This is a genomic window from Spirillospora sp. CA-108201 (assembly GCF_050936235.1).
Taxonomy (GTDB): domain Bacteria; phylum Actinomycetota; class Actinomycetes; order Streptosporangiales; family Streptosporangiaceae; genus Spirillospora.
The window spans coordinates 4,498,894-4,525,004 of the sequence record NZ_JBNJNE010000001.1 but is presented as its reverse complement, the minus strand read 5'-3'; the positions used below and the strand labels follow the sequence as shown (position 1 = coordinate 4,525,004).

Genomic DNA, 26,111 nt, shown 5'->3' with positions numbered 1-26,111 from the left:
GTCCTTAATGGCCTCACGGCCATCCGCGACCGTTATGCCGGATTTCGGGCTGTTTGTACCGGAATCGAGCCCGGCGTTGCCGGTGCCTGAAGAAGACTTGGCCGAATCCGGGACGGTCGCGGCGTCCCCGGGCGTGTCTCCCCGGGCGTCCGGTGCGGCCGGCGCCGCGGCGGACGCGGCCGCCGTCGCGAGGGCGGTCGCGCCCTGCGCCGAGCCGTCGAGCGCGGTGCCCCGCGGCGTTTCCCCCGCCACTGCCGCACCTTCCCTTCGATGTCCTGCCGCCGGTCCGGTGGCATTGCGTCGGCCCAGGGCACTACGTTCGTTCACGGCACTGCGTCGTGCGGCGCGCGTCACAGCAGCCCACCCTTTCCGGGCCGCCGTGCCCGTATGCTTGACGTCCTAACATGCCGCCCGCGACGGTGCCGGATAGGGTTTTCCGGTTGCAAGTGGGCAACACGATACGGGTGCTCTTGACGAGAGCGGCCATCATGCCCCGCCCTCGGCGGGCATCATGAACGCCGACGGGCCGTCCCGATGAACAACACGCGGAACAACAGAGATTAGTGGAAAACGCCGCAGACGGTCAGCAGGTGTAACAGGGTCACCAAGGGTAACGACGCCACCAGGGGTAATGAAGGAGATCGCGTGGAACTCTCCGTAGTGATGCCATGTCTGAACGAGGCCGAGACGGTCGAGACCTGCGTCCGCAAGACCATCGGTTTCTTCGAGGACAGCGGCATCGACGGCGAGGTGGTCATCGCCGACAACGGCAGCACCGACGGCAGCCAGCAGCTGGCCCGTGACGCGGGCGCCCGCGTCGTGCCGGTGGTCGACAAGGGCTACGGCAACGCCCTGATGGGCGGGATCCGGTCCGCGCGCGGCCGGTACGTCGCGATGGGCGACGCCGACGACTCCTACGACTTCGCCACCCTCGGCCCGTTCCTGGACGAGCTGCGCGACGGCGCCGACCTGGTCATGGGCAACCGGTTCAAGGGCGGCATCGCCGAGGGCGCCATGCCGCCGCTGCACCGCTACCTCGGCAACCCGGTGCTCAGCTTCGTCGGCCGGCTGTTCTTCGGCAGCAAGATCGGCGACTTCCACTGCGGGCTGCGCGCCTTCGACAAGGACGCGATCCTGCGGCTCGGCCTCCAGACCGGCGGCATGGAGTTCGCCAGCGAGATGGTCGTCAAGGCCACCCTGCAGGGCTACGACATCCGCGAGGTGCCGACCACGCTGTCGCCGGACGGCCGGACCCGCGCCCCGCACCTCAACACCTGGCGCGACGGCTGGCGCCACCTGCGCTTCCTCATGCTCTACAGCCCCCGCTGGCTCTTCCTCATCCCCGGCCTGGTCTTCATGATGCTCGGCCTGGTCGCCGGGATCGCGCTGTCGACCGGCCCGGTGACGGTCGGGGAGATCGCCTTCGACGTCGACACGCTGGTCGGCGCCTCCGCCGCGCTGGTGATCGGCTTCCAGGCGGTGCTGTTCGCGCTGCTGACGAAGGTCTACGCGATGCAGGAGGGCTTCCTCCCGCACGACCGCCGGGTGCAGAAGGTCATCGACTGGTGGAGCCTGGAGCGCGGCCTGCTGCTCGGCGGGCTGCTCGCGGTCGCCGGCCTCGGCGGCCTCGTCGCGTCCCTGCTGCACTGGCGGGTGAACAGCTTCGGTGAGCTGGACCCGCGGCACTCCCTGCGCATCGTCGTCCCGGCCGCGACCGCCCTGGTGATGAGCTTCCAGGCCATCTTCGCCTCGCTGTTCGTCAGCATCCTCGGCATCCGCCGCCGCCAGCACCCGCCGCTCACGGACCCGACCGAGGAGGCCGCGGGCGTCGTCGACGCCGCCGCGCAGAAGGTCGCCAGGGACGAGGCCGAGAAGGCCGAGCGCGCCGCGAAGGCGGCCGAGACCGACATCGAGACCGACATCGGGACCGATGCGAAGGCCGGAGTGAAGGCCGACGTGGAGTCCGGCGCGACCGCGGCCGGGCGCGAGAAGGTCCCCGCCTCCAAGGCGGGCGCGTCCGCGTCCGAGGACGGCGACGAGGACGGTCGCTGAGCGTCTCCGGGCCGGGCTCAGGCGCCCCGCCCGCACTGTGACAGGCTTGACCGTCGATGGATCCTCTTCCCCCGGCAGCCCGCGCCCGGCGCGACGCGCGCCGGTGAACACGCACACTCCGCAGGGCGCCGCTCGCCCGGACACGCCGACCGGAGGCGCCGCCGCCCGCCCGCCGGCCTTCCCGGCGGGCCCGGCCGCCGGACCGCCGCGCGCCGACCGCCGCCGCTGGGCCTGGCTGTTCGCGCTCGGCTGGGTCGCGCAGGTCGCCGTGCGCCTCTGGCTCGCCTCGGGCCAGACGGTGCCGGTGGCGACGCCGGACGAGTCCGGGTACCTGTTCGCCGCCCGCGTCCTGACCGGCGGGCCCGACGCCGACATGTCGTTCGGGACGGTGTACCGCGGCGGCTACCCGCTGCTGCTGACGCCGGCCTTCTGGGTCGGCGAGGGCCCGGTCGGGGTGTACCGGGCCGCCCTGGCGATCAACGCGCTGGTCAGCGCGGCGATGCTGCCGCTGGCCTACCTGCTGCTGCGCCGGCTGGCGGTGCGGCGGCGCTGGTCGTACGTCTTCGCGCACGTCACGGCGCTGCTGCCGGGCGTGCTGTTCTACTCCGGGTTCGTGCTGACCGACGCGATCCTGCCGGTGCTCGTGGTCGGCTGGCTGCTCCTGGCGCACACCTGGCTGACCGCCCCGCCCCCGGCCGGGCGCCGCTCGTCCGTCCGGCTGACGCTGGCCGGGACGGGCGCGTCGCTGCTGGTCGCCTACGCCTACGCCTGCCACACCCGCGGCGCGATCCTGCTGATCGTGCACGCCGCTCTGCTCGGCGCCGCGCTGGTGCTCCGGTGGCGGTCCTGGCGCGCCGTGTCCGCCGCCACGCTCGCCCTCGCCGCCGCGACGGCCGCGGGGATGCTGCTGAACCGGTCGCTGCTGCCGCACATGTACCCGCAGGGCGACAACGACCTCGGCGGCAACGTCGTGAAGCGCCTCACCACGCCGGACGGGTGGGGCTGGATGCTCTCGCTCGGCACCGGCCAGGTCTGGTACCAGTCCGTCGCTACCGGCGGCGTGGCGGCGCTCGGCCTCGTCGCCGTCGGGTTCCTCGCCGTCCGCCGCGCGACCCCGGGGCCGGTGCGGGCCCTGGCGCTCGCCGTCGCCGCGCTCGTGGCGGGCATCGCGTTCGCCACGTCGGCGGCCCTGCCGGTCGAGTACCGCATCGGCAACTACGTGTACGGCCGCTACCTGGCCAGCGTCACCCCGGCGCTGTTCGCGGTGGGCGTCGCCGTCCTGACGCGCGCCTCGCGGCGGACGCTGCTCTGGGCGGCGGGCGCGGCGGCCGTGCTGACGGTCGTCGCGGCGTGCGTCGTCCAGTGGTACGCGGGCGATCTGCTCACCCGGTACACCTACACGGCCTACGACTTCCCGGAGACGTCGCTCCTGACCTGGGACTGGACGGCGTTCCACCTCTGGCGCGCCACGTCGGCCGGGCTGCTGCTGCTCGCGCTGTCGGCGGCGGCCGTCCTGCCGCGGCCGCGCCGCTCGAACGGCCCGCTGCTGCTGGCGGGCCTGCTGGCCGCCGTCGCGCTCGCCATGTGCGTCACCGCGACCGAACGCATCGCGCAGCCGCTGGTGCGCGCCGAAACGGCCTACACCGACCTGCGGGGCACCGTGGACCTGACGAGGCAGCGGTCCATCGCCGTCGACTGGAACATCTGGTGGACGATCCGGCTCTCCCAGTACTACTGGGCCTGGTGGAGCGACGGCAGCGTGTTCGACGCGCGCTGGACCGCTCCACCGCAGGACGCCGACATGGTCGTCCTGGCCTGGCCGAAGAACGCTCCTCCCGCCGCGTCGTGGCCGAAGGGCGCCCCGCCCGGCTGGCGCGTCGTCGCCAGCCGCCGCACCGCCGAGGGCGACTGGGTCGCCTGGGCCCGTGTTTCGAAGTCCCGGCCCACGTAGCTCGCCTTGCGGCTCGCTACGTGACCGGGCCTGGGTGAACGCGGCATCGCTTCGCGATCTGCCCGGTTCCGCTCGCCTCCGGCTTCGCTCCACCAGGCAGCCCACGCGTTCGCGCGCATGGCCGAAGCCACTTCGAAACAGGCCCTACTGGCTCCCGGCTGCTCCGGCGGGGGGATTCCAGAGCTGGAGCACCCCGTCCGATGAGCGCCACATGAGCGTCCAGCCCTGGGCGGGGTCGGGGCGCCAGCCGCCGCCGATCTGCGACTCCATGCCGCGCCAGCGGGTGTAGAGCATCGGCCCCTCCGTCGCGTTGCGGGGGACCGGCAGGTAGTGGGGGAAGTCGCGGATCTCGCCGCGCCAGACCGGGCGGCCCCACACGTCGCGCGTGTAGAAGGTGAGGGTCTGCGCGAGCCGCCGGTCGGCGCAGATCAGCGTGATGTCGCGGTGGCCGCCGAGGTAGCCGCGCAGCTCGCTCCACGCCTTGTCGCGCGGCAGTTCCGGGACGGCGCGGACGGCCGCCACCGCGTACGTCGCGCCGAGCGCGACCGCCAGGACGGGCGCCACGACCGTCCGCAGCCGCAGCCGCGACACCAGGCCGGACGGCAGCATCCGGAACATCAGGATCAGCGAGCCGGAGCCGCCGGCGAGCAGCGCGGGCAGCACCGCGAACCAGTACCGCTGGAGCCAGGCGCGCAGCGAGATGTCGTTCGGGTCGAGGACGCCGGAGAACAGCGTCAGCGGCACCGCCAGCGTGAAGAACCACACCAGGACCAGCGCGAGCCGCCGGTCGCGGGTGAGCGCCCAGCCGGCGATCGTGAGGGCCAGCGCCGCGGTGAAGACGAGGCCGAGCGGGTTCCACTCGTGCATCGCGCGCAGGAACGACCGCGCGGCGAGCGAGCGGGTGACGTAGTCGCGGGACTGGCCGCCGTGCTCGGCCGCCGACATGAGCCCGGCGAGCGGGCTGCCCCACACCAGCTGGTTGTGGAGGAGGTTGAGCAGCAGGATCGCCAGCATCGGCGCGCCGACCGTGACGTTGCGGCGCCACGGGATCCGCAGCAGCGCCAGGTAGGCGGGGATGGCGAGGAAGAGGAAGGCCAGGAACTCCCGGACGAGGAACGACGCGCCGAGGAGCACCCCGGCGGCCAGCAGCATCCGCGTCTGCGCACGGCCGGTCCTGCGGCTCGCGACGACGAGCCCCGCCATCCCGAGGGTGAACAGCCCGGCGCCCGGCATGTCCGGCAGCATCACCCCGGTCGACCAGGTGATCTCGTGGCCGAACGGGTTGGTCATGGTGAAGAACGGGTGGACCAGCATGACCGCCGCGGACGCCAGGCCCGCCACGTCCCCGAACAGGGACCGGACGACCAGGTACGTCCCGACGAAGAAGGCGGCGCCGCCGAGGGCGGCGACGGTGAAGTAGGCGGCCTGGCCGTCCCCGAGGACCTCCTGGACGAGCCGCGCCGGGAGCACCAGCCCGATCCGGGTGACCTGGTGGGGGACCTCGTCGAACGGCCACTGGGTGAGCGGGATGTGCGGCCAGTCGCGGGCGGCGAGCCAGACGTAGTACGGGTCGAAGTACAGCGGCGGTGTCATGGTCACCCATTGGGCCAGCACCGCGGACGCCGCGACCAGCAGCGACAGCCACACCACCCGCCGGATCCGCCGCACTCGGCCCAGCAGGCGGGAGGTCGGGGAGGGCGTCTCCGGCCCCGCGTCGCCGGCTTCCCGGGCGACCGCCTGGTCGGACGTGGTCTGGGCCATGCCTTGGGTTCCCGCCTCCGCTGGTCCGTGCTGTGACGCCGAGCCAGGTTACTCGCGTGCCGCGGCCCCCGTGACGCGACTACCCTTGATTCCATGTCCTCGTCAAGCCGTCATATCTTGACCGCGCCCGCATGGCCGTACGCCAACGGGCCCCGTCACATCGGGCACGTCTCCGGTTTCGCGCTGCCCGCCGACATGTTCAGCCGCTACCAGCGGATGGCGGGCAGCAAGGTCCTGATGGTCAGCGGCACCGACGAGCACGGCACCCCCATCCAGGTGCAGGCCGACCACGAGGGCGTGACGGCCCGCGAGCTGGCCGACCGCTACAGCTCCGTGATCGCCGAGGACCTGCACGGCCTCGGGATGTCCTACGACCTGTTCACGCGGACCACGACGCTGAACCACTACGCGGTCGTGCAGGAGGTCTTCAAGGGCCTGTACGACAACGGCTACATCTTCCCGACCAAGACGATGGGCGCGATCTCGCCGTCCACCGGCCGGACCCTCCCGGACCGCTACATCGAGGGCACCTGCCCCATCTGCGGGTACGACGGGGCGCGCGGCGACCAGTGCGACAACTGCGGCAACCAGCTCGACCCGATCGATCTGATCAACCCGGTGTCGCGGATCAACGGCGAGACGCCGAAGTTCACCGAGACCGAGCACTTCATGCTCGACCTGCCCGCGTTCACCGAGGTCCTCGGCCGGTACCTGCGCGGCAAGCAGGGCCAATGGCGGCCGAACGTGCTCAAGTTCGCGCTGAACCTGCTGGACGACATGCAGCCGCGGGCGATCAGCCGCGACCTCGACTGGGGCGTGCCCATCCCGCTGGACGGCTGGCGCGACAACCCGGCCAAGAAGCTCTACGTGTGGTTCGACGCCGTCGTCGGCTACTTCTCCGCGTCGGTGGAGTGGGCGCGGCGCTCCGGCGACCCCGAGGCGTGGCGCGCCTGGTGGCAGGACCCGGAGGCCCTGTCCTACTACTTCATGGGCAAGGACAACATCGTCTTCCACGCCGAGATCTGGCCGGCGATGCTGCTCGGCTACGGCGGCCAGGGCGACAAGGGCGGCACGCCCGGGTCCCTGGGCGCGCTGAACGTCCCGACGGAGGTCGTCTCGTCGGAGTTCCTGACGATGGAGGGCCGCAAGTTCTCCTCGTCCCGCCAGGTGGTCATCTACGTGAAGGACTTCCTGGAGCGCTACGACGTGGACGCGCTGCGCTACTACGTCGCGGTCGCCGGCCCCGAGAACCAGGACACCGACTTCACGTGGTCCGAGTTCGTCCGCCGCAACAACGACGAGCTGGTGGCGGCGTGGGGCAACCTCGTGAACCGCTCGGTGAACATGGCGGCGAAGAACTTCGGCGCGGTCCCCGAGGCGGGCGACCTCACCGACGCCGACCGGGCGCTGCTGGAGCGCAGCCGCGCCGCGTTCGGGGCGGTGGGCGCCGAGCTGGGGCGGTCGCGGTTCAAGAACTCGATCACCGAGGCGCTGGACGTCGTCCGCGACGCCAACAAGTACCTGTCGGACCAGGCGCCCTGGAAGCTGAAGGACGACCCCGAGCGCGTCAAGTCGATCCTGCACACCGCGCTGCAGGTCGTGGACGACGCCAAGACGCTGCTGACGCCGTTCCTGCCGAACTCCTCGCAGAAGGTCTACGAGATGCTGGGCGGGCAGGGCGTGTGGAGCGGCATGCCCCGGCTGGAGACGGTGTCGGAGGAGGGCGGCCCCGACTACCGCGTCCTCACCGGCGACTACGAGACCGAGGCCCGCTGGGAGTCCGTGCCGATCAAGCCGGGCGTCCCGCTGGCCAAGCCGGTGCCCCTGTTCAAGAAGCTGGAGACGTCCGTGGTGGACGAGGAGCTCGCCCGGCTGGAGAAGAAGGCGTGACGGAGGAGGACGGGCAGGCGTCCCGTTCCTACCCCCCGCTGCCCGAGCGCCTGCCCGTCGACGTCTTCGACAGCCACTGCCATCTCGACATCGTCGAGACGCCGGTGGACGAGCAGCTGAGGGCGGCGAGGGCGGCGGGCATCGCGCGGATCGTCACGATCGGCTGCGACCTGCCGTCCTCCCGGTTCGCGGTGGAGGCCGCCGGCGGGTTCGACGACGTGTACGCCGCGGTCGCGATCCACCCGAACGAGACGACGGGCATCAGCGACGCCGTCCTGGCCGACGTCGCCCGGCTGGCCGCGCACCCGAAGGTCCGCGCGATCGGCGAGACGGGCCTGGACTACTACCGCGACTGGGCGCCGAAGGAGGACCAGCACCGCTCCTTCCGCGCCCACGTCGACATCGCCAAGACCACCGGCAAGGCCCTGGTCGTCCACGACCGGGAGGCGCACGACGACGTGCTGGCGATCCTGGAGGAGGAGGGCGCGCCCGGCACGGTGGTGTTCCACTGCTACTCGGGCGACGCCGCCATGGCGCGGGTCTGCGCCGAGCGCGGCTACCTGATGAGCTTCGCCGGGAACGTCACGTTCAAGAACGCCGAGCCCCTGCGGGACGCGCTGCGCGCGGCGCCGCTCGACCTGCTGCTCGTGGAGACCGACGCGCCGTTCCTGACGCCGATCCCGCACCGCGGCAAGCCGAACGCCTCGTACCTGATCCCGCACACCGTCCGGGCGATGGCGGAGGTCAAGGGCGTGGACCTGGCGGAGCTGTGCGCCGCGATCGCCGCGAACGGGGAGCGCGCCTTCGGCCCCTGGTGATCCGCGCGGGCCGGCCCGCGGCGCGGACCCCGTTGCGTGCATATCGGGCAAATGGGGCGAGTAGTGGTGTTGCGGTGGCGGAGACGGGCGGGGGGCTCTAATCTCTGGCCGTTGGACGGGCGTCCCCCGAGCCCGGCTCCCTGGAGGAATCCCCCGTGCCTTCCCCATCCGCGCCGTGCGCCCGCGCGCCCCGCGCGACCGCGCCCCTCGCCGTCCTGCTGGCGGCCGCGCTGCTCGCCTCGGCGTGCGGCGGCGACGGCGGATCGGCGGCCCCGAAGAACGGCGCCGTCGCGGACGCGCCGCGCACCAGCGCCCCCGCGCCGCGCAAGGTCGTCATCGTGGTCGACGCGAAGAAGACCGAGGCCATGACGACCGGCACGACCGTCGGCCAGGTGCTGGAGCAGGCGAAGATCGCGCTCGGCCCGCACGACCTGGTCGAGCCCGCCGCCGACAAGCCCGCCGGGGACGTCATCAAGATCGTGCGGTTGCTGTCGGAGCCGGTGACCAAGGTCGTGAAGACGTCCGCGCCGACCGTCCGCAAGAAGAGCTCGTCCGTCCCGCCGTGGAGCGAGAAGGAGCTGCGCAAGGGCCGTCCCGGCGTCACGCTCCTCAAGGTGGCCTACGTCCGCCGCAAGGGCCGCAAGGTCACGAAGGTCCTCGCGCGGAAGGTGAAGCGCAAGCCCGTCGCGCAGATCATCGCGGTGGGGCCGAAGGCGGCGAACTCCGGCTCGGTGACGCGGCTGAACTGGCACGGCCTCGCCAACTGCGAGTCGCACAACAACCCGAAGGCCGTGAACTCGGCCGGGTACTACGGTCTCTACCAGTTCTCCCTGGCGTCGTGGGCGTCGGTCGGCGGCTCGGGCAGGCCGTCGGACGCCGGCTCGGCCGAGCAGACCTTCCGGGCCCAGCTGCTCTACAAGCGGGTGAACGGCCGGTGGCAGGGGCAGTGGCCCAACTGCGGGAAGTTCCTGTTCTCCTGACCGGCGCCCGCGGGGCCGGGGGGACGGGCCCGCGCGATGACAGGAGAGACTTGACGCATGGGGGACACCAGGGGCCTGCTCGGGCCGGCGGACGTGCGGGAGCTGGCCGGGCGGCTCGGCATCAGGCCGACCAAGACGCTCGGGCAGAACTTCGTCATCGACGCCAACACCGTCCGGCGGATCGTCCGGGCCGCCGAACTGGACCCCGATGACGTCGTCATCGAGGTGGGTCCCGGGCTGGGGTCGCTCACGCTGGCGCTGCTGCCGCGGGCCCGGCGGGTCGTCGCCGTGGAGATCGACCCGGTGCTCGCCGCCGAGCTGCCGGCCACCGCCGCCGCCCGCGAGCCGGACCTCGCGGGGCGCCTGGAGGTCGTGCGCGCCGACGCGATGAGGATCACGGAGGTGCCGGGGCCGGCGCCGACGGCGCTCGTGGCGAACCTGCCCTACAACGTCGCCGTCCCCGTCGTGCTGCACCTGCTGGCCACGCTGCCGTCGCTGCGGTCCGCGCTGGTGATGGTGCAGGCCGAGGTCGCCGACCGGATGGTCGCCGCGCCCGGCTCCAAGATCTACGGGGTGCCGTCGGTGAAGCTCGCCTGGTACGGGGACGCCCGGCGGGCCGGGCCCGTCGGGCGCGCGGTGTTCTGGCCCGCGCCGAACGTCGACTCCGGGCTCGTGGCGTTCACCCGCCGCGACCCGCCGCCGACCGGGGCGTCCCGGCGCGAGGTGTTCGCCGTGGTCGACGCCGCGTTCGCGCAGCGCCGCAAGACGCTGCGCGCGGCGCTCGCGGGCTGGGCCGGGTCGGCGGCCGCCGCCGAGGAGGCGCTGCGCGCCGCGGGCGTGGACCCGCGGACCCGGGGCGAAGCGCTGGACGTGACCGCATTTGCCCGGATTGCCGAGTATGGTCCTTCTCGCCGGGGTGATCGCGATCGATACCCCGAGACCAGGGCCTCCCACGGGGGATGAGCCAGCATCAGTACGAGCCGGAGGTCGATGTGAAGGCGCGTTCGCGGGCGGCGCGGACCCGGGTGCCGATCGTGGGGACGGCGCTGCTCGCGATGGCGGGAGTGATCGCCACGGTCGCGGCGGGGTGCGGGGGCGGCGCCGGCGCGGCCCCCAAGATCACCACGACGGCCCGGGCGGGCGTGGCGCCGGTCCCGCCGGCCCAGGGGGCCTACTTCGGGGCGTGGGTCCCGTCGGAGGGCGGGCCGCCGTCCCCGTCCGCCTCGGCGTCGCCGTCGGACTCGCCATCGGACTCGGACTCGCCATCGGACTCGGGCTCGCCGTCCGGCTCGCCGTCCGAGTCGCCCTCCGGGAAGGAGGCGGGCAAGCCCGGCATGGCGTCCGTGGTGGGCTTCGAGCAGAAGCTCGGCCGCCGGCTCGACATCGTGCAGAGCTACCGCGGCTGGAAGAGCGAATTCCCCGGCGGGCTGGAGAAGTCCGTCGCGGACGGGAACCGCTACCTGCTGCTGACCTGGGACGGCGGCGACACCCGCGAGATCGTCCAGGGTGAGCACGACGAAATGATCGCCAAGCGCGCCCGCGCGGTGAAGGCCCTCGGCCAGCCCGTGTTCCTGCGCTGGTCGCGGGACATGGACAAGTCGTCCGGCCAGAAGCGCGTCCACTCGGCGGCCGACTTCGTCGCCGCGTGGAAGCACCTGCGGGAGATCTTCAAGCGGGAGAACGTCGACAACGTCGCCTGGGTGTGGTGCCCCACCGCCCGCGGCTTCAGCGGCGCGAACGCGGGCTCGTACTACCCGGGCGACGACCAGGTCGACTGGATCTGCGCCGACGCCCAGCCCGGGGCCGACTACGACTACCGCGACCTGTCGGAGGCGCTGAAGCTGTTCACGGAGTGGGCGCGGGGGCGGCACAAGCCCATCATGATCGCCGAGTTCGGGGTGCCGAAGTCCTACGGCCCGCGCCGCGCCGAGTGGCTCCGCGAGGCCGCCACGACCCTCCAGGACCCGCAGGTCAAGGCCGTCGTGTACTTCGACTCCGACGAGCAGGCGGCCAACGCCCGCGACAAGCGCCGCTCCTACTCGGTGACCGGCGACAGGCACGCGACCTCGGCGCTGCGCGAGCTCGCCACGACCCCGTACTTCAACCCCCGCAACCTCCCCGTCACAAGCGGCGGCTGAGGGTCCCGTAGGGTTTCGCGAGTGAGCGCAGTGACGGTGCGGGTCCCCGCCAAGGTGAACCTCCAGTTGGGCGTCGGGCCGATCCGCGACGACGGTTACCACGACCTCGTCAACGTGTTCCACGCCGTGTCCCTGTTCGACGAGGTGACGGCCGAGCCCGCCGAGCGGCTCGCGGTGGAGGTCCGCGCAGCCCCGCACGCGCGCGTCGCGATCGGCGGCGTCCCCACCGGCGAGGACAACCTCGCCGCCCGGGCGGCCCGGCTCGTCGCCGCGCGCCTCGGCGTCGAGACGGCCGTGCGGCTCTCGATCCGCAAGGCGATCCCGGTCGCGGGCGGCATGGCGGGCGGCAGCGCCGACGCCGCCGCCGCGCTCGTCGCCTGCGCCCGGCTCTGGGACGACCGGGAGGAGCCCGTCCTCACCCGCGACGACCTGATGGAACTCGGCGGGGACCTCGGCAGCGACGTCCCGTTCGCCGTCCTCGGCGGGACGGCCGTCGGCGTCGGGCGCGGCGAGCGGCTCACCCCCGCCCTCGCCCGCGGCACCTTCCACTGGGTGTTCGCCACCGCCGACGGCGGCCTGTCCACGCCCGCCGTCTACGGCGAGTGCGACCGGCTCCGCCTGGAGGCGGGGGAGGCGGCCGCCTGGCCGGCCGTGTCCGAGGCGCTGATGACCGCGCTCGCCACGGGGGACGCCAAGGCCCTCGGCGCCGCGCTGTCCAACGACCTGGAGCCCGCCGCGCTCTCGCTGCGCCCGTCGCTGCGCCGCACGCTCGACACCGGCCGCGAGTTCGGCGCGATCGGGGCGCTCGTCTCCGGCTCCGGCCCCACCTGCGCGTTCCTCGCCGAGACCGACGAGGACGCCGCGGGTCTCGCGGACGCGCTGCACTCCGCGGGCGTCGCGGAGCAGATCGTCCGGGCGCACGGACCGGTCCCCGGGGCCACACTCGTCTGACGCGGCGGTGGGATCGTCCTGTCCCGGTAGCTGCCATCGTCACACAAGCGAACCCCGGGGTAGCGGAGCGCGTCTTCTATGCGTGACACCGGTTCCTCCGGGACTGACCCGACCGGCGAGGTGGAGCGATGACGTATCTGTCCGGGATGCTGGGCCTCGTGGCGATCGCCGTGATGGCGACGCTCATCCTGCTGGCGGTGCGGCGCGACCGGGACCTCCGCCGCAACGCCCCTGACAAGGTCGTCGCCGCCGCCGCGGCCGGCGCCGCCCTGCCGGGCCCGGCCGCCCCGGGCCCCGCCGTGCCGGGCCCCGTGGCGCCCGGCTCCGTGGTGCCGGGCGAGGCGGGCGGGCAGTAGGCTCGCCGCGCGGCCGGGACGCGGCCGTCCCGACCCACCGGTTCGCCCCTTCCGAGATCGGCGGACATGAGCGAAACGGACCACGGCATGACGATCCTGCTGCTCCTGGTGATCCTTTTCCTGCTCGTCGTCGCGGGCGTCGTGGCCCTGGTGGTCGTTCTCGCCGCGAAGTCGTCGAAGTCCGGGGGCCAGGGCACGGCGTACAGGCCGCCCGGCGCCCCCTACCCGCCGCAGCCCGGCCAACCGGGCCAGTACGGCCAACCGGGCCAGTACGGCCAGCCGGAGCAGTATGGTCAGCCCGGCCAGTACGGCCAGCCGGGCCAGTACGGCCAGCCGGGCCAGTACGGCCAGCTCGGCCAGTACGGCCAGCCCGGCCAATACGGCCAGCCCGGCCAATACGGCCAGCCCGGTCAGTACGGACAGCCGGGCCAATACGGCCAGCCCGGTCAGTACGGTCAGCCGGGTCAGTACGGTCAGCCCGGTCAGCCAGGATCCGAGGGCGGCCCGCCGCCGCCGAACTGATCGTCCGGGCAGGGCGCCGCCGTGCGAGCGGTGCGCGCGGGGCCCTACGCTTGAAGGCGCCGTGAATCTGATCAATCTTGAGAACGTCGCCAAGGCCTACGGGCCCAAACCGCTGCTCGACGCCGTGTCCCTCGGCCTGGACGAGGGCGACCGCGTCGGCGTCGTCGGCCGCAACGGCGGCGGCAAGAGCACCCTCGTGTCCGTCCTCGCCAGGGAGACCGAACCCGACGACGGGCGCGTCACCCACGCGCGCGGGATCCGGCTCGGCTACCTGACCCAGCGGGACGAGTTCCCGGAGGGCGCGACCGTCCGGTCCGTGGTGCTGGGCGACCGCGCCGAGCACGAGTGGGCGGGCGACGTCCGCGCCCGCGAGATCCTCGGCGGCCTGCTCGCCGACCTGGACCTGGACGCCCCGCTGGCCGGCATGTCCGGCGGGGAGCGCCGCCGCGTCGCGCTGGCCCGGCTCCTGGTCCCCGAGTCCGACCTGATCCTGCTGGACGAGCCCACCAACCACCTCGACATCGAGGCGATCGACTGGCTGGCCCGGCACCTCAGGGGCCGTAAGGTCGCGCTGCTCGTCGTCACCCACGACCGCTGGTTCCTCGACGAGGTCACCGACCGGACGTGGGAGGTCGTCGACGGCCGCGTCGAACGCTACGAGGGCGGCTACTCCGCCTACGTCCTCGCCAAGGCCGAGCGCTCCCGCATCGCCGCCGCCACCGAGGCCAAGCGGCAGAACCTGCTCCGCAAGGAGCTGGCGTGGCTGCGCCGCGGCCCGCAGGCCCGCACGTCCAAGCCCAAGTTCCGGGTGGACGCCGCGCAGGCCCTCATCGCCGACGAGCCGCCGGCGCGCGACGCGGTCGAGCTGACCCGGTTCGCGACCGCGCGGCTCGGCAAGACCGTCTACGACATCGAGGACGTCGGCGTCCGCCTCGGCGACCGCGAGCTGTTCCGGCGCATGACGTGGCGCCTCGGCCCGGGCGACCGGGTCGGTCTCGTCGGCGTCAACGGCAGCGGCAAGAGCACCCTGCTGCGCCTCCTCGACGGCTCCGTCCAGGCGGCCTCCGGGACGGTGGTGCAGGGCAAGACCGTCCAGCTCGCGCACCTGTCGCAGAACCTGGAAGACCTCGACCCGGCCCGGCGCGTCCTGGAGTCGGTCGAGGAGATCCGCCGCCGCATCACGGTCGGCAAGCGCGAATGGACCGCGAGCCAGCTCCTCGAACGGCTCGGCTTCGCGGGCGACCGGCAGTGGACGCCCGTCGGCGACCTGTCCGGCGGTGAGCGCCGCCGCCTGCAACTGCTGCGCCTCCTGATGGGCGAACCCAACGTCCTCCTCCTGGACGAGCCCACGAACGACCTCGACATCGAGACCCTCACCGAGGTCGAGGACCTCCTGGACGGCTGGCCCGGAACCCTCGTCGTCGTCAGCCACGACCGGTACTTCCTGGAGCGCATCACCGACCACGTCGTCGCGCTGCTCGGCGACGGCCGCGTGTCGATGCTGCCCGGCGGCGTCGACGAGTACCTCGAACGCCGCGCCGCCGGGACCGCGCCCAAGCCCGGCTCCGTCCGGGACGAGCCCGCCCCGGCGCCCCCCAAGCCCAAGGTGGGCGGCCAGGACTGGAAGGCCCGCAAGGAGCTCGACCGCCTCGAACGCCGCCTGGAGAAGCTCGCCGCGCAGCAGGCCGCCCTCCACGAGCAGCTCGCCGCGCACGCCACCGACTACGCCAAGCTCCAGGAGTTGGACGCCCGGCTCAAGGAGATCCAGGCGGAGGCCGCCGGCGTCGAGGAGGAGTGGCTCATGCTCGCCGAGGATCTCGGTTAGCGGGACGCCCCTGGCGGTCCCCGGGCGCCGCGGGCATCATCCCTTGTTGACGACCTGGATCATCAGGACGGACGGGCCGGGCGACGGCCCGCGCCTCGCCGTCAAGGACGCGATCGACGTCGCCGGGCTGCCCACGACCGCGGGCTGCCGGGCCGTCGCCGAGCGCGCCGGGCCCGCCGCCGCGGACGCGCCCGTCGTCGCGTCGGCCCGCGCCCAGGGCGCCCGGATCGCCGGGAAGACCAACCTGAACGAGCTGTGCATGGCCGCGGACGGCGTCAACCCCTGGTCGGGCACGCCGGTGAACCCGCTCGATCCGTCGCGGGTGCCGGGCGGCTCGTCCAGCGGTTCCGCCGTGGCCGTCGCCACCGGCGAGGCCGACGTCGCCTTCGGGACCGACACCTCCGGGTCGATCCGCATCCCCGCCGCCTGCTGCGGCATCGCCGGCCTGAAGACCACGAACGGCCGCGTCCCCCTGGACGGCGTGTACCCGCTGTCGCCGACGCTGGACGTCGTCGGGCCGATGGGCCGCGACGTCGCCGCCGTCGTGCTCGGGATGCGCCTGCTCGAACCGGGCTTCACGCCCGCTCCCCACGACGGGCCCACGAGCATCGCGCGCCTCCGCGTGCACGGCGTGGACCCGGCGATCGACGCCGCCGTCGACGACGCGCTGCGCCGGCTCGGCCCCGTCACCGACGTCACGGCCGAGCACTACGCCCACGGCGCCACCGCCAACGGCGTCATCATCAGCGACGAGGCCCCGCGCCGGAACGGGCCCCTCCTCGCCGAGCCGGACAAGCTGAGCGGCCGCATCGCGCGCCGCATCCAGCAGATGATCGACGTGTCCGGTGCAGGAATGCTCGACTGGGCGCTCGGCGTCCGCACGGCGCTCAGGGCAGAACTCGACGCGATCCTCGCCAGGCACGCCGCGATCGCCCTGCCGGCCCTCCCGTGCCTGCCTCCGGAACCCGACGAGGCGGACGAGTCCGACCTCATCCTCACCACGCTGGTGGGCCAGGCCAACGTCGCCGGACTCCCCGCGTTCGCCCTGCCCGTCCCGCTGCCCGGCTCGCACCTGCCCACGTCCGTCCAGCTCATAGGCCGCGCCGGCTCCGAAGAACACCTCTGCACCCTGGCCGCCACCCTGGAAAGCGCACTGACCCCCTAGAACAGCCACCACCAGCGCTCTTGGACGCCCCACGCCCCAACGCTCTTGGACCGACCTGAGCCGCGGCGCGGGCAGGCGCGTGGAGCGAGTGCAGTGAGCGCAACGCGCATGCCCGTCGAGCCGGGCGACCGCAGCGACACGACGAAAACCCGTACGGGCACAGCAAACCGCACCGTGGCGTGAGGATCGCCCGGCTCGTGACGGGGGTTCCAGGGGGTCGCTCCCCCTGGGAGATCACGCGTCGAAGGGGATGAGGAGGGTTCTCAGGAGGTCGGCCAGGGCTTCGCGCTGGTCGGGGGAGAGGGCTTCCAGGATCGCCTGCTCGCGGCCGAGCAGGTCGGCGAAGGCGGCGTCGACGCGGGTCAGGCCCGCGTCGGTGAGGCGGACCTGCACGCCGCGCTTGTCCTGGGGGTCGGGATGCCGTTCGACGAGGCCCGCCGCCGCCAGCCGGTCGATGCGGTTCGTCATGGTGCCGGAGGTCACCAGCGTCGCGTGCAGGAGGCGGCCGGGGCTCAGCCGGTAGGGGGCGCCCGCCCGGCGCAGGGCGGTGAGCACGTCGAACTCCCAGGGCTCCAGGCCGTGGTCGGCGAAGACGGCGCGCCGGGCGCGGTCGAGGTGCCGGGCGAGCCGGGACACGCGGCTGAGGACCTGCAGCGGCCGGACGTCCAGGTCCGGACGCTCGGTGTTCCACGCCTCGACAAGCCGGTCGACCTCATCGCGCATGCCGACACCCTACCTGTCTTGATATCGAGAAAGACGGGGCGCGATCAGCGTCGGGCGGCCAGCGCGGCGATGATCCGCTCGGCCGCCTCGGGCGCCTGCCGGAGGCCCTCCCGGTAGACGGGCGTCCAGCGCGACCGGTCCCCGAGGCTCTGTCCGAACGCGTCCAGCGCCCGCGCGTCCGGGAGGATCCGGACGGCTTCGCCGCCGCGCATGTGGGGCATCGGCTCCAGCGCGACGAGCGGTCCGGCCCCTTCCGCCAGCTCCGCCGCCGACCATCCGGCGAACGCGCCGTCCAGGTAGCGGCGCCCGCCGATCGGCACCGGCTCGGCGAAGCCGGGGGCGGCGCTGCTCGCGGCCACCGCCAGGGACAGCGGGACGCCGCTGGAGGCGTCCCACAGCGCCGGCTCGCCCGACTCGGCGTCCACCCCGGTGATCAGCAGCCGGGTGCCCGGCCACGTGTCCGTGCCGACCAGGTACCGCATGCTCGCCCGGTGGCGTTCCGCGGGCATCGCCGGGGCGTCCAGGGCGAGCCGCCCGATGCGCCGCCTGATCTCGCCGGGTTCCAGTCCGGGGGTGCCGGCCACCTCGAACACCCGCGGCATCACCGAGCCGTCCGCGGGCGGCGGCGGGTCGCCGCGCGGCGGCAGCTCCTCCAGCGCCGCGAGGTCCCGGCCCGCGGTGATCGCCGCGCCGGCGATGGCGCCCGCCGACGTCCCGACGACCAGGCCCGCGCCCGCCGGGTCCACGCCCGCCTCGCGCAGCCCCGCCGCCAGCCCGATCAGCCACGCCGTCCCGACCGGCCCGCCGGGGCCGAGCGCCAGGGCCCATCCGTTCTCACCGTCCGTCATGCCGGTGCTCCCAGGGGTTTCGAAGTGGCTTCGGCCATGCGCGCGAACGCGTGGGCTGCCCGGTGCCGCGATGCCGGAGGCGAGCGGAACCGGGCGGATCGCGAAGCGATGCCGCGTTCGCCCAGGCCCGGTCGCGTAGCGGGCCGCCAGGCGAGCGAAGCGGGCCGGGACTGTGGAACACAGCCTAGGAGCGCGGCGGGAGGGGCGCATCCGTCAGGCGACCGGTCGCCTGACGGATGCGGCTCGCCGCCAAGACTCTTGACATCAAGATATGCGCCGGGCATGATGTTTCTTGATGTCGAGACAAACCGCGGCCGTGTGGGACCCCGCGCAGTACGGGGTCTTCGGCGACGAGCGCGCCAGGCCCTTCACCGAACTCGCCGGACGGCTCGGCGGCGACCCGCCCGCCCGCGTCGCCGACCTCGGCTGCGGCAGCGGCGAGCTCACCGCCACGCTCGCCGCCCGCTGGCCGGACGCCGTCATCGACGCCCTCGACGCCTCGCCGGAGATGATCGCGGCGGCCCGCGCGCACGAGATCCCGGGGCGGCTCGCCTTCCGCGTCGCCGACGTCGCCTCCTGGGAGCCCGGGCGGCCCCTCGACCTCGTGATCTCCAACGCCGTCCTGCAGTGGGTCCCCGAGCACCTCGACCTGCTGCCCCGCTGGATCCGCGCGCTCGCCCCGGGCGGCCGGCTGGCCTTCCAGGTGCCCGGCAACTTCGGCGCGCCCAGCCACGTCCTGCTCCGCGAGATGGGCCGCTCCGAACGGTGGGCCGGCAAGCTCGCCCACCTGCAAAGCGACGCCCCCGTCCTGGACGCCGCCGGGTACGTGGACCTCCTGGCGCGTCTCGGCTGCGCCGTCGACGCCTGGGAGACCACCTACGCGCAGGTCCTCCACGGCGAGGACCCCGTCCTCGAATGGGTGAAGGGGAGCGCGCTGCGGCCCGTCCTCACCGCCCTCTCGCCCGCCGAGGCGGAGGAGTTCCTCGCCGAGTACGGGGAGAGGCTCAGGCGCGCCTACCCCGCCGCCCCCTACGGCACCGTCTTCCCGTTCCGGAGGATCTTCGTGATCGCCACCTCCCCCTAGACGGGATGCCGCCCGTCCGCCGGAGGGAGCGACTCGTTCCCCTGCGGTGTGCCCTCTCCGACGGGCGGGCGGCGTCCGCGCAGAACCCGGCTCGCGACCCGAGCCGGCGACCCCTGCCGGCGGCCTTCCGGACGAACTCCGGAAGGCCGCCGGTGTCATGTCCGGAGGCAACCACGATCACTGGCGTCCGCCACGTCCGGCTCGCCGCCCCGCCCGGCGTCGAGGAGGGGCCTCGCGCCTTCCACGGCGGCCTCCTCGGCCACCCCGCCGGGAACCGGCTGGAGTTCCTGGAGCCCTCAGGCTGACGGGTCGGCGATCTCGTCGAACTCGCGCAGCGCCCGGCGCTGGGCCTTCTCGGCCTTCGCCGCCGCCTTCTCCTCGGCGCGCCCGGCCTTGGCGGCGGCCTTCTCCGCGCGCTTCTCCTGCCGCTCCATCTCCTTGCGGCGCTGGCGCGGGTCCAGCGACGGCCTCGGCTCCAGGCCGGACAGGCCGTTCCACGCCAGGTTCACGATGTGCGCGGCCACCTCCTCCCGGCGCGGCCTGCGGACGTCCAGCCACCACTGGCCCGTCAGCGCGACCATGCCGACCAGGCTCTGCGCGTACAGCGGCGCGAACTTGTCGTCGTACCCGTGCCGGTCGAACTCCTGCGCCAGGATGTACTCCACCTCGCCGGCGATCTCGCTCAGCAGGCTGGCGTAGCTGCCCGTGCCCGTCCCGCCGTGCGAGTCGCGGACGAGGATGCGGAACCCGTCGGGGTGCTCCTCGATGTACTCCAGCAGCCCCAGCGCCGCCTTCTCCAGCTTGCCCCGGTAGTGGACGGCCGAGTCCAGCGAGTCTTTGACGAGGCTCAGCAGCCGCTCGAACTCCCGGTCGACGACGACCGCGTAGAGCCCCTCCTTGCCGCCGAAGTGCTCGTACACCACCGGCTTGGACACCCCGGCGGCAGACGCGATCTCCTCCACCGAGGTTCCGTCCAGCCCGCGCTCGGCGAACAGCGTCCGGCCGATGTCGAGGAGCTGCTCGCGGCGTTCCTTGCCGGTCATCCGCTTTCTGCGGGTCCGGGGAGCGGGATCTGTCACAGGATCAATTGTGGCGGTCAAACCGCCTGCTTCGTGCGCTTGGCGGCAAGCCGGTCGGGGTTCGGCCACCGGACGTCGCGGGCCAGCCGCATCTTCTCGAACGCCCAGATGATGCGCGCGCTGATGTCGACCTGCCCCTTCAGCACGCCGTGCCGCGCGCAGGTCGGGTCCGAGTGGTGCAGGTTGTGCCACGACTCGCCCAGCGACGGGATGGCCAGCCACCACACGTTGCGCGACTTGTCGCGGACCTCGAACTCCTCCTTGCCGAAGGTGTGGCAGATCGAGTTGATGGACCACGTCACGTGGTGCACCAGCGTGATCCGGACGAACCCGGCCCAGAACAGCGCGGTGAGGAAACCCGTCCACGACATGGAGACCAGGCCGCCGATCACGGCCGGGAGCAGGAACGACACGGCGACCAGGCCGGGGAAGGCCAGGTGGATGCGCCTGATGTCGCGGTCGTTCAGAAGGTCCTTGGCGAACCGCGGCTTGGAGGTCCGGTTGGCGTCGAACAGCCAGCCGTAGTGCGCCCAGGCGAGCCCCTTGGCCAGCGCCTTCCAGTCGTCGCCGAACCGCCACGGCGAGTGCGGGTCGAACTCCTTGTCCGAGTGCTTGTGGTGCCGCCGGTGGTCGGCCACCCACGTGATCACCGGGCCCTCGATGGCCAGGCTCCCGGCCAGCGCCAGGAAGATCTTCAGGCCGCGCGCGGCCTTGAAGGACCCGTGGGTGAAGTACCGGTGGTACCCGACCGTGATGCCTCCCGCGGACACCAGGTAGAAGACCGCCGTGAGCGCGACGTCCGTCCAGCCGAGGAACCGCCCCCAGGCCAGCGGGACGGCGGCGAACAGTGCCAGGAAGGGCAGCGCGGTGAACGCGGCGACCAGCGCCCGTTCCGCGTTGCCGCGTTGCTGGGGCGCGAGTTCGGGACGCCGCTGCGGGCGGGGTGGATCCATGGCCGGAGCTGTCGTCATGCGTCATCACTTCCCGTGATTCGGGGCAGCCTACCTACGCCAACGTAACCTACGTGTCCGTAGGTTGTGCAGAGTCGAACAGTAAAATCAGGGGGAAACTGCCTCTTTGGTCACATAACTCTCGTGTGCCACTGGGAGACCGGTGGCCACGCTCCGTGGAGACCGGTGCGCCGCCGGCCGCCCTGGTCGACCGGCTCGTGGTTGGCTTGCTCGGTACCGCACGTTCTAAACCGATCCGGACAAAACGACCATGGTGTCCCCGGGAGGCCGCGGCCGTGCGGATGGCCGTTCGAGGTGGGCTCTCCCGCGCGTGTGTCGGTATCGTGGGGGCCGGTCGGTTCCCGGCTCTGTCCGGAGATCCGTCTGTTCTGATCCGGCGTGGTGTAATCGGCAGCACAAGGGTTTTTGGTGCCCTTAGACAAGGTTCGAGTCCTTGCGCCGGAGCTGTCTGCGATGCCCGATCGGGTGGCCCGGGGTGGGCGATGGGGTGACAGGAGCGGGGTGGGCGGTATCCTGCCGGTGTCGGGTTCGCCCCGGCCTGCCGTGCGGTGAGTTCGCAGGTGGGCGGGCCCGCGACCGATTCCCGTCCGCGATGCCGAGGAGCCTCCTTGTGAGTGCCGCGAGCCGCCCGGCCGCCGTCATCGTCCTCGCCGCAGGCGAGGGCACCCGGATGAAGTCCCGTACCGTGAAGGTGCTGCACGAGATCTGCGGGCGCAGCATGCTCGGCCACGTGCTGGCCGCCGCCCGCGAACTGGAGCCCGAGCGGCTCGTCGTGGTCGTCGGGCACCGGCGCGAGCAGGTCGTCGGGCATCTCACCGAGCACGCCCCGGACGCCGAGTCCGCCGTCCAGGAGCGGCAGGGCGGAACGGGCCACGCCGTGCGGATGGCGCTGGAGCAGACCGGCGCGCTGGACGGGACGGTCGTCGTGACGAACGGCGACCACCCGCTGCTGCGGGGCGAGACGCTGCGGGCGCTCGTCCGGGCGCACGAGGACGAGGGCAACGCCGTCACCGTGCTGACGACCGAGATGCCCGACGCGACCGGCTACGGGCGCATGGTCCGGGCGGCGGACGGCAGCGCCGAGGCGATCGTCGAGCACAAGGACGCCACCGAGGAGCAGCGCGCGATCACCGAGATCAACGTCGGGATGTACGCGTTCGACGGCGCGCTCCTGGCGGACGCGCTGAAGCGGGTGACGACCGACAACGCGGGCGGCGAGGAGTACCTCACCGACGTGGTCGCCATCCTGCGCGGCGACGGCCACCGGGCGGGCGCGCACCTGGCCGCCGACTGGGTGGAGACCCAGGGCGTCAACGACAAGGTCCAGCTCGCGCAGGCGCGCAGGCAGCTGAACGACCGGATCCTCGAAGCGCACATGCGGGCCGGGGTCACCGTCGTCGACCCCGCCTCCACGTGGGTCGACGTGCACGTGACCGCCGAGCCGGACGCGGAGATCCTCCCGGGGACGCAGCTGCACGGGGCGACGCACCTGGGCGAGGGCGCCCGGGTCGGGCCCGGCTGCACGCTGACCGACACGACGGTGGGCGCCGGAGCCTCGGTGGCCAACGCGGTGTGCGCGGGCGCGGAGATCGGGCCGGAGGCCTCGGTCGGGCCCTACGCCTACCTGCGGCCCGGGACGCGGCTCGCCGCCGGGGCCAAGGTCGGGACGTACGTCGAGACCAAGAACGCCGACATCGGCGAGGGCACCAAGGTGCCGCATCTGACCTACGTGGGCGACGCCGAGATCGGCGCCGGCTCCAACATCGGCGCGAGCTCGGTGTTCGTCAACTACGACGGTGTGCAGAAGCACCGCAGCGTCATCGGGTCGCATGTGAAGGTCGGCAGCGACAACATGATCGTGGCGCCGGTCACGATCGGGGACGGCGCCTACACCGCGGCCGGCTCGGTGATCATCCAGGACGTCCCGGCCGGGGCGATGGCGGTCGCGCGAGGGCGGCAGCGCAACGTCGAGGGCTGGGTCGAGCGGAAGCGGCCGGGGACGCCGGCCGCCGAGGCGGCCCGGAGGGCCAGGGCCGGCGAGGAGAGCGCGCCCTAGCGCGCCGATGAGGACTGCCCCGCCTCAGGGCGGGGAGGTGGAGGACGACGGCGTCTTCCAGAACAACACAGAGCCGCCCGACCGGAGAGCGGCTCGACGACAAGACGACCCGCGCGCCGAGTCTTTGGCGTGCGGGAGGTGGGGACGACAACCCACATGCAGGGCACAGTTCCAATGAGGGGGAGTTGTCAGAGGTGAGTGGGATAAAGACGAGCGGCCAGAAGAAGCTGATGCTCTTCACCGGCCGAGCCCACCCTGACCTGGCCAGGGAAGTAGCCGACAACCTCCAGGTCGAGCTGACGCCGACGTCCGCCTACGACTTCGCCAACGGCGAGACGTTCGTGCGGTTCCTGGAGTCGGTCCGCGGCTCCGACGCCTTCGTGGTCCAGAGTCACACGGCTCCCATCAATCAGTGGATCATGGAGCAGCTGATCATGGTGGACGCGCTGAAGCGCGCGTCGGCCAAGCGGATCACGGTGGTCGCGCCGTTCTTCGGCTACGCCCGGCAGGACAAGAAGCACCGCGGCCGCGAGCCGATCTCGGCGCGGCTGATGGCCGACCTGTTCAAGACGGCGGGCGCCGACCGGCTGATCACCGTGGACCTGCACACCGCGCAGATCCAGGGCTTCTTCGACGGCCCGGTGGACCACCTGTTCGCGCTGGACCTGCTGGCCAGGCACTTCGAGAGCCGGCTGGACACCTCGCAGGTCACCGTGGTCGCGCCGGACGCGGGCCGGGTGCGGGTCACCGAGCGCTGGAGCGACCGGCTGGGCGGCGTCCCGATGGCGATCATCCACAAGAAGCGCGACCCGGACGTGGCCAACGAGGTCAAGGTGTTCGACGTGGTCGGCGAGGTCGCCGGCCGCACCTGCGTCGTGGTGGACGACATGATCGACACCGGCGGGACGATCGTGAAGGCGGCGGACGCCCTGTTCGACCAGGGCGCGACGAAGGTCGTCGTCGCGGCGACGCACGGCGTGCTGTCGGGCCCGGCGGTGGACCGGCTGAAGAACTCCCGGATCTCCGAGGTCGTGCTGACCAACACGCTGCCGATCCCGGAGGACAAGCAGTTCGACAAGCTCACCGTGCTGTCGATCGCGCCGCTGGTCGCACGTGCGATCAACGAGGTGTTCTCCGACGGCTCGGTCACGAGCCTGTTCGACGGCCACAGCTGAACCTCCGCCTCGGGCGCGGCGCGGCGCGAGCCGGTCGCCGTGGCGGAGGCCATGGCGACGGCAGGGCCTTGGCGTTGGGCGTTGCCGTATTGGGCTAGACTTGTGCAACCGCGTATGCCCCAGGACGTTCAAGTGCGGTGCCCGCGCAGGGGCCGCACTCCCCGGGGAACGCAAACGAATCTTTCAGCGCGCCCGCCCTTCGACGGCGCGCGAGGAACGCAACGCATCGTCCGTAGCGGACGTCCGATGGCGGACGGCCGTGGAAGCAACAACGAGGAGTTTTCGCCGTGTCCGAGGTACGCATTGCCGCCGAGCCGCGCACCGAGTTCGGTAAGGGTGCCGCGCGGCGCACCCGCCGGGCCGGCAAGGTGCCCGCCGTCCTCTACGGTCACGGCACCGACCCGCAGCACATCGCGCTGCCGGGCCACGACCTGATGCTGGCCCTGAAGACCCCGAACGTGCTGCTGACCATCGACGGCCTCTCCGGCGGCGCCGAGCTGGCGCTGCCGAAGGACGTCCAGCGCGACCCGGTCAAGGGCTTCCTGGAGCACGTCGACCTGCTGCTGGTGAAGCGCGGCGAGAAGGTCGTCGTGGACCTGCCCGTCAACCTGGTCGGCGACGTCGTCGCGGGCGGCCTCATCCAGCAGGAGCTGGTGCAGGTGTCGGTCGAGGCGGAGGCGACGCACATCCCCGAGGCCGTGGACCTGACCATCGAGGGCCTTGCGGTCGGGACCCAGGTGCTCGCCGCCGACCTGAAGCTGCCGTCGGGCGTCACGCTGCAGATCGACGGGGAGGCCCTCGTCCTGCAGATCGCCGACGCGACCGTGTCGGCCGGCGCGACCGAGGCGGAGCCGGAGGCCGCCGCGGCCGCCGAGGGCGAGGCCGCCGAGGGCGAGGGCGAGGCCGCCGCCGAGTGACGGCGCTGCCGCCGGGCCTCGCCGCCCGGTGCGCGGCCGTGCCGGACGGCGGGCCGCAGGGTACTTCCACGGCCCCCGCGGGTGCGCGCACTCGCGGGGGCCGTGCTCGCGTGTGAGGAGTGCGGGTGGACGCGGATCTCTGGCTCGTGGTGGGGCTGGGCAACCCGGGGCCGTCGTATGCGAAGAACCGGCACAACGCGGGGTTCATGGTGCTGGACGTCCTCGCCGCGCGCGCCGGGGGCCGGTTCAAGTCGCACCGGGCGCGGGCGGACGTGCTGGAGGGCCGCCTCGCGGGAGCGCGGGTGGTGCTGGCCAAGCCGCGCTCCTTCATGAACGAGTCGGGCGGCCCCGTGAAGGGGCTGCGGGACTTCTACAAGGTGCCGGTGGAGCGGGTGGTCGCCGTCCACGACGAGCTGGACATCCCCTTCGGAGCGGTGCGGTTGAAGCAGGGCGGCGGTGACAACGGCCACAACGGGCTGCGGTCGATCACCAAGTCGCTGGGCTCGAAGGAGTATCCGCGCGTGCGGTTCGGGGTGGGGCGGCCTCCGGGGCGGATGGACGCGGCGGCGTTCGTGCTGAAGGACTTCTCCGCGGCGGAGCGCAAGGAGCTCGACCTCGAAGTGGACCGGGCGGCGGACGCGGTCGAGGCGCTGCTGACCGGCGGGCTCGCCGCGGCGCAGAACGCGTTCCACGCCGGTTGATCGCATCCGCCGGTCGGCGGACGGGGAAAAACCGTTCGAATCGCTGTGCAGAGAGGATCAATCGCCCACGACATGCCTTTTTCGAGCCCTTCTGGGCGGGTCACTGTGACATTACTGACGGTGCCCCCGAATTCCGTTCACCCGGGGT

Annotated in this window: 23 protein-coding genes and 1 tRNA gene; 19 read left to right on the top strand and 5 right to left on the bottom strand. The window is 72.9% G+C overall.

What is annotated here, in order from left to right; all coding sequences use genetic code 11:
• The first annotated feature begins 645 nt into the window (after positions 1-645).
• Positions 646-2,052: a glycosyltransferase family 2 protein gene (locus tag ACQEU6_RS21840; protein WP_499334457.1), complete on the top strand. Its 1,407-nt coding sequence runs from the start codon at positions 646-648 to the stop codon at positions 2,050-2,052.
• A 103-nt stretch (positions 2,053-2,155) separates the two neighbouring features.
• Positions 2,156-4,003 carry a hypothetical protein gene (locus tag ACQEU6_RS21835; protein ID WP_499334455.1) on the top strand — a complete coding sequence of 616 codons (1,848 nt, stop codon included), beginning with the start codon at positions 2,156-2,158 and terminating at the stop codon, positions 4,001-4,003.
• Between the two features lie 144 nt (positions 4,004-4,147).
• Here the strand turns inward: ACQEU6_RS21835 and ACQEU6_RS21830 are convergent, their stop codons facing one another.
• Positions 4,148-5,764 carry an ArnT family glycosyltransferase gene (locus ACQEU6_RS21830; protein WP_499334454.1) on the bottom strand — a complete coding sequence of 539 codons (1,617 nt, stop codon included), beginning with the start codon at positions 5,762-5,764 and terminating at the stop codon, positions 4,148-4,150.
• A gap of 93 nt (positions 5,765-5,857) precedes the next feature.
• Between ACQEU6_RS21830 and metG the strand changes: the two genes are divergently transcribed.
• From metG to ACQEU6_RS21780, 10 genes are all read left to right on the top strand, one after another.
• Entirely contained in the window at positions 5,858-7,654 is a 1,797-nt protein-coding gene (metG, locus tag ACQEU6_RS21825; protein ID WP_499334452.1) for a methionine--tRNA ligase, read from the top strand.
• Positions 7,651-8,472 (top strand): TatD family hydrolase, encoded by an 822-nt coding sequence (locus tag ACQEU6_RS21820; RefSeq protein ID WP_499334450.1) that lies wholly within the window; start codon positions 7,651-7,653, stop codon positions 8,470-8,472. The genes metG and ACQEU6_RS21820 overlap by 4 nt, the downstream gene beginning before the upstream one ends.
• Before the next feature lie 155 nt (positions 8,473-8,627).
• Positions 8,628-9,452: a resuscitation-promoting factor gene (locus tag ACQEU6_RS21815; RefSeq protein WP_499334448.1), complete on the top strand. Its 825-nt coding sequence runs from the start codon at positions 8,628-8,630 to the stop codon at positions 9,450-9,452.
• A gap of 57 nt (positions 9,453-9,509) precedes the next feature.
• Positions 9,510-10,415, top strand: coding sequence for a 16S rRNA (adenine(1518)-N(6)/adenine(1519)-N(6))-dimethyltransferase RsmA (gene rsmA / locus ACQEU6_RS21810; protein WP_499334446.1), 906 nt, complete (start codon positions 9,510-9,512; stop codon positions 10,413-10,415).
• A complete protein-coding gene (locus ACQEU6_RS21805) occupies positions 10,412-11,590 on the top strand; it encodes a glycoside hydrolase family 26 protein (protein ID WP_499334444.1) in 1,179 nt (392 codons plus the stop codon). The genes rsmA and ACQEU6_RS21805 overlap by 4 nt, the downstream gene beginning before the upstream one ends.
• Positions 11,591-11,611: 21 nt before the next feature.
• Positions 11,612-12,541 carry a 4-(cytidine 5'-diphospho)-2-C-methyl-D-erythritol kinase gene (locus ACQEU6_RS21800; protein WP_499334443.1) on the top strand — a complete coding sequence of 310 codons (930 nt, stop codon included), beginning with the start codon at positions 11,612-11,614 and terminating at the stop codon, positions 12,539-12,541.
• A gap of 128 nt (positions 12,542-12,669) precedes the next feature.
• Complete coding sequence (locus ACQEU6_RS21795; protein WP_499334442.1) at positions 12,670-12,897, top strand: hypothetical protein; 228 nt, start codon at positions 12,670-12,672, stop codon at positions 12,895-12,897.
• 87 nt (positions 12,898-12,984) lie between these two features.
• On the top strand, positions 12,985-13,419 hold the full coding sequence (locus ACQEU6_RS21790; protein WP_499334440.1) for a hypothetical protein: 435 nt from the start codon (positions 12,985-12,987) through the stop codon (positions 13,417-13,419).
• Between the two features lie 61 nt (positions 13,420-13,480).
• Entirely contained in the window at positions 13,481-15,244 is a 1,764-nt protein-coding gene (locus ACQEU6_RS21785; RefSeq protein WP_499334439.1) for an ABC-F family ATP-binding cassette domain-containing protein, read from the top strand.
• A gap of 46 nt (positions 15,245-15,290) precedes the next feature.
• The gene (locus ACQEU6_RS21780) at positions 15,291-16,409 is read left to right on the top strand and encodes an amidase (protein ID WP_499334437.1); all 1,119 of its coding nucleotides are present in this window, start codon (positions 15,291-15,293) and stop codon (positions 16,407-16,409) included.
• A 234-nt stretch (positions 16,410-16,643) separates the two neighbouring features.
• Here the strand turns inward: ACQEU6_RS21780 and ACQEU6_RS21775 are convergent, their stop codons facing one another.
• Positions 16,644-17,132, bottom strand: a complete 489-nt coding sequence (locus ACQEU6_RS21775) for a MarR family winged helix-turn-helix transcriptional regulator (RefSeq protein ID WP_499334435.1) — start codon at positions 17,130-17,132, stop codon at positions 16,644-16,646.
• Positions 17,133-17,176: 44 nt separating this feature from the next.
• Positions 17,177-17,980 carry a patatin-like phospholipase family protein gene (locus tag ACQEU6_RS21770; protein WP_499334433.1) on the bottom strand — a complete coding sequence of 268 codons (804 nt, stop codon included), beginning with the start codon at positions 17,978-17,980 and terminating at the stop codon, positions 17,177-17,179.
• 295 nt (positions 17,981-18,275) lie between these two features.
• Here ACQEU6_RS21770 and ACQEU6_RS21765 point away from each other — a divergent pair, with 295 nt between their 5' ends.
• Positions 18,276-19,064, top strand: a complete 789-nt coding sequence (locus tag ACQEU6_RS21765) for a trans-aconitate 2-methyltransferase (RefSeq protein WP_499334431.1) — start codon at positions 18,276-18,278, stop codon at positions 19,062-19,064.
• Positions 19,065-19,216: 152 nt separating this feature from the next.
• The gene (locus ACQEU6_RS21760) at positions 19,217-19,369 is read left to right on the top strand and encodes a hypothetical protein (RefSeq protein ID WP_499334429.1); all 153 of its coding nucleotides are present in this window, start codon (positions 19,217-19,219) and stop codon (positions 19,367-19,369) included.
• On the opposite strand, the gene ACQEU6_RS21755 is transcribed toward ACQEU6_RS21760, so the two are convergent.
• On the bottom strand, positions 19,361-20,143 hold the full coding sequence (locus tag ACQEU6_RS21755) for a TetR/AcrR family transcriptional regulator (RefSeq protein WP_499334428.1): 783 nt from the start codon (positions 20,141-20,143) through the stop codon (positions 19,361-19,363). The genes ACQEU6_RS21760 and ACQEU6_RS21755 overlap by 9 nt on opposite strands.
• Positions 20,144-20,160: 17 nt before the next feature.
• Positions 20,161-21,114, bottom strand: coding sequence for an acyl-CoA desaturase (locus ACQEU6_RS21750; protein ID WP_499334427.1), 954 nt, complete (start codon positions 21,112-21,114; stop codon positions 20,161-20,163).
• Between the two features lie 372 nt (positions 21,115-21,486).
• Here ACQEU6_RS21750 and ACQEU6_RS21745 point away from each other — a divergent pair.
• The 5 genes from ACQEU6_RS21745 (at position 21,487) to pth (ending at position 25,963) form a co-directional block, all read left to right on the top strand.
• A tRNA-Gln gene (locus ACQEU6_RS21745) sits at positions 21,487-21,558 on the top strand.
• Between the two features lie 166 nt (positions 21,559-21,724).
• Positions 21,725-23,170 carry a bifunctional UDP-N-acetylglucosamine diphosphorylase/glucosamine-1-phosphate N-acetyltransferase GlmU gene (glmU, locus tag ACQEU6_RS21740; protein WP_499334426.1) on the top strand — a complete coding sequence of 482 codons (1,446 nt, stop codon included), beginning with the start codon at positions 21,725-21,727 and terminating at the stop codon, positions 23,168-23,170.
• A gap of 194 nt (positions 23,171-23,364) precedes the next feature.
• Positions 23,365-24,345, top strand: coding sequence for a ribose-phosphate diphosphokinase (locus tag ACQEU6_RS21735; protein WP_499334425.1), 981 nt, complete (start codon positions 23,365-23,367; stop codon positions 24,343-24,345).
• A 287-nt stretch (positions 24,346-24,632) separates the two neighbouring features.
• Positions 24,633-25,262: a 50S ribosomal protein L25/general stress protein Ctc gene (locus ACQEU6_RS21730; RefSeq protein ID WP_499334424.1), complete on the top strand. Its 630-nt coding sequence runs from the start codon at positions 24,633-24,635 to the stop codon at positions 25,260-25,262.
• A 125-nt stretch (positions 25,263-25,387) separates the two neighbouring features.
• Positions 25,388-25,963 carry an aminoacyl-tRNA hydrolase gene (gene pth / locus ACQEU6_RS21725; protein WP_499334422.1) on the top strand — a complete coding sequence of 192 codons (576 nt, stop codon included), beginning with the start codon at positions 25,388-25,390 and terminating at the stop codon, positions 25,961-25,963.
• The last annotated feature ends 148 nt before the right edge of the window (positions 25,964-26,111 follow it).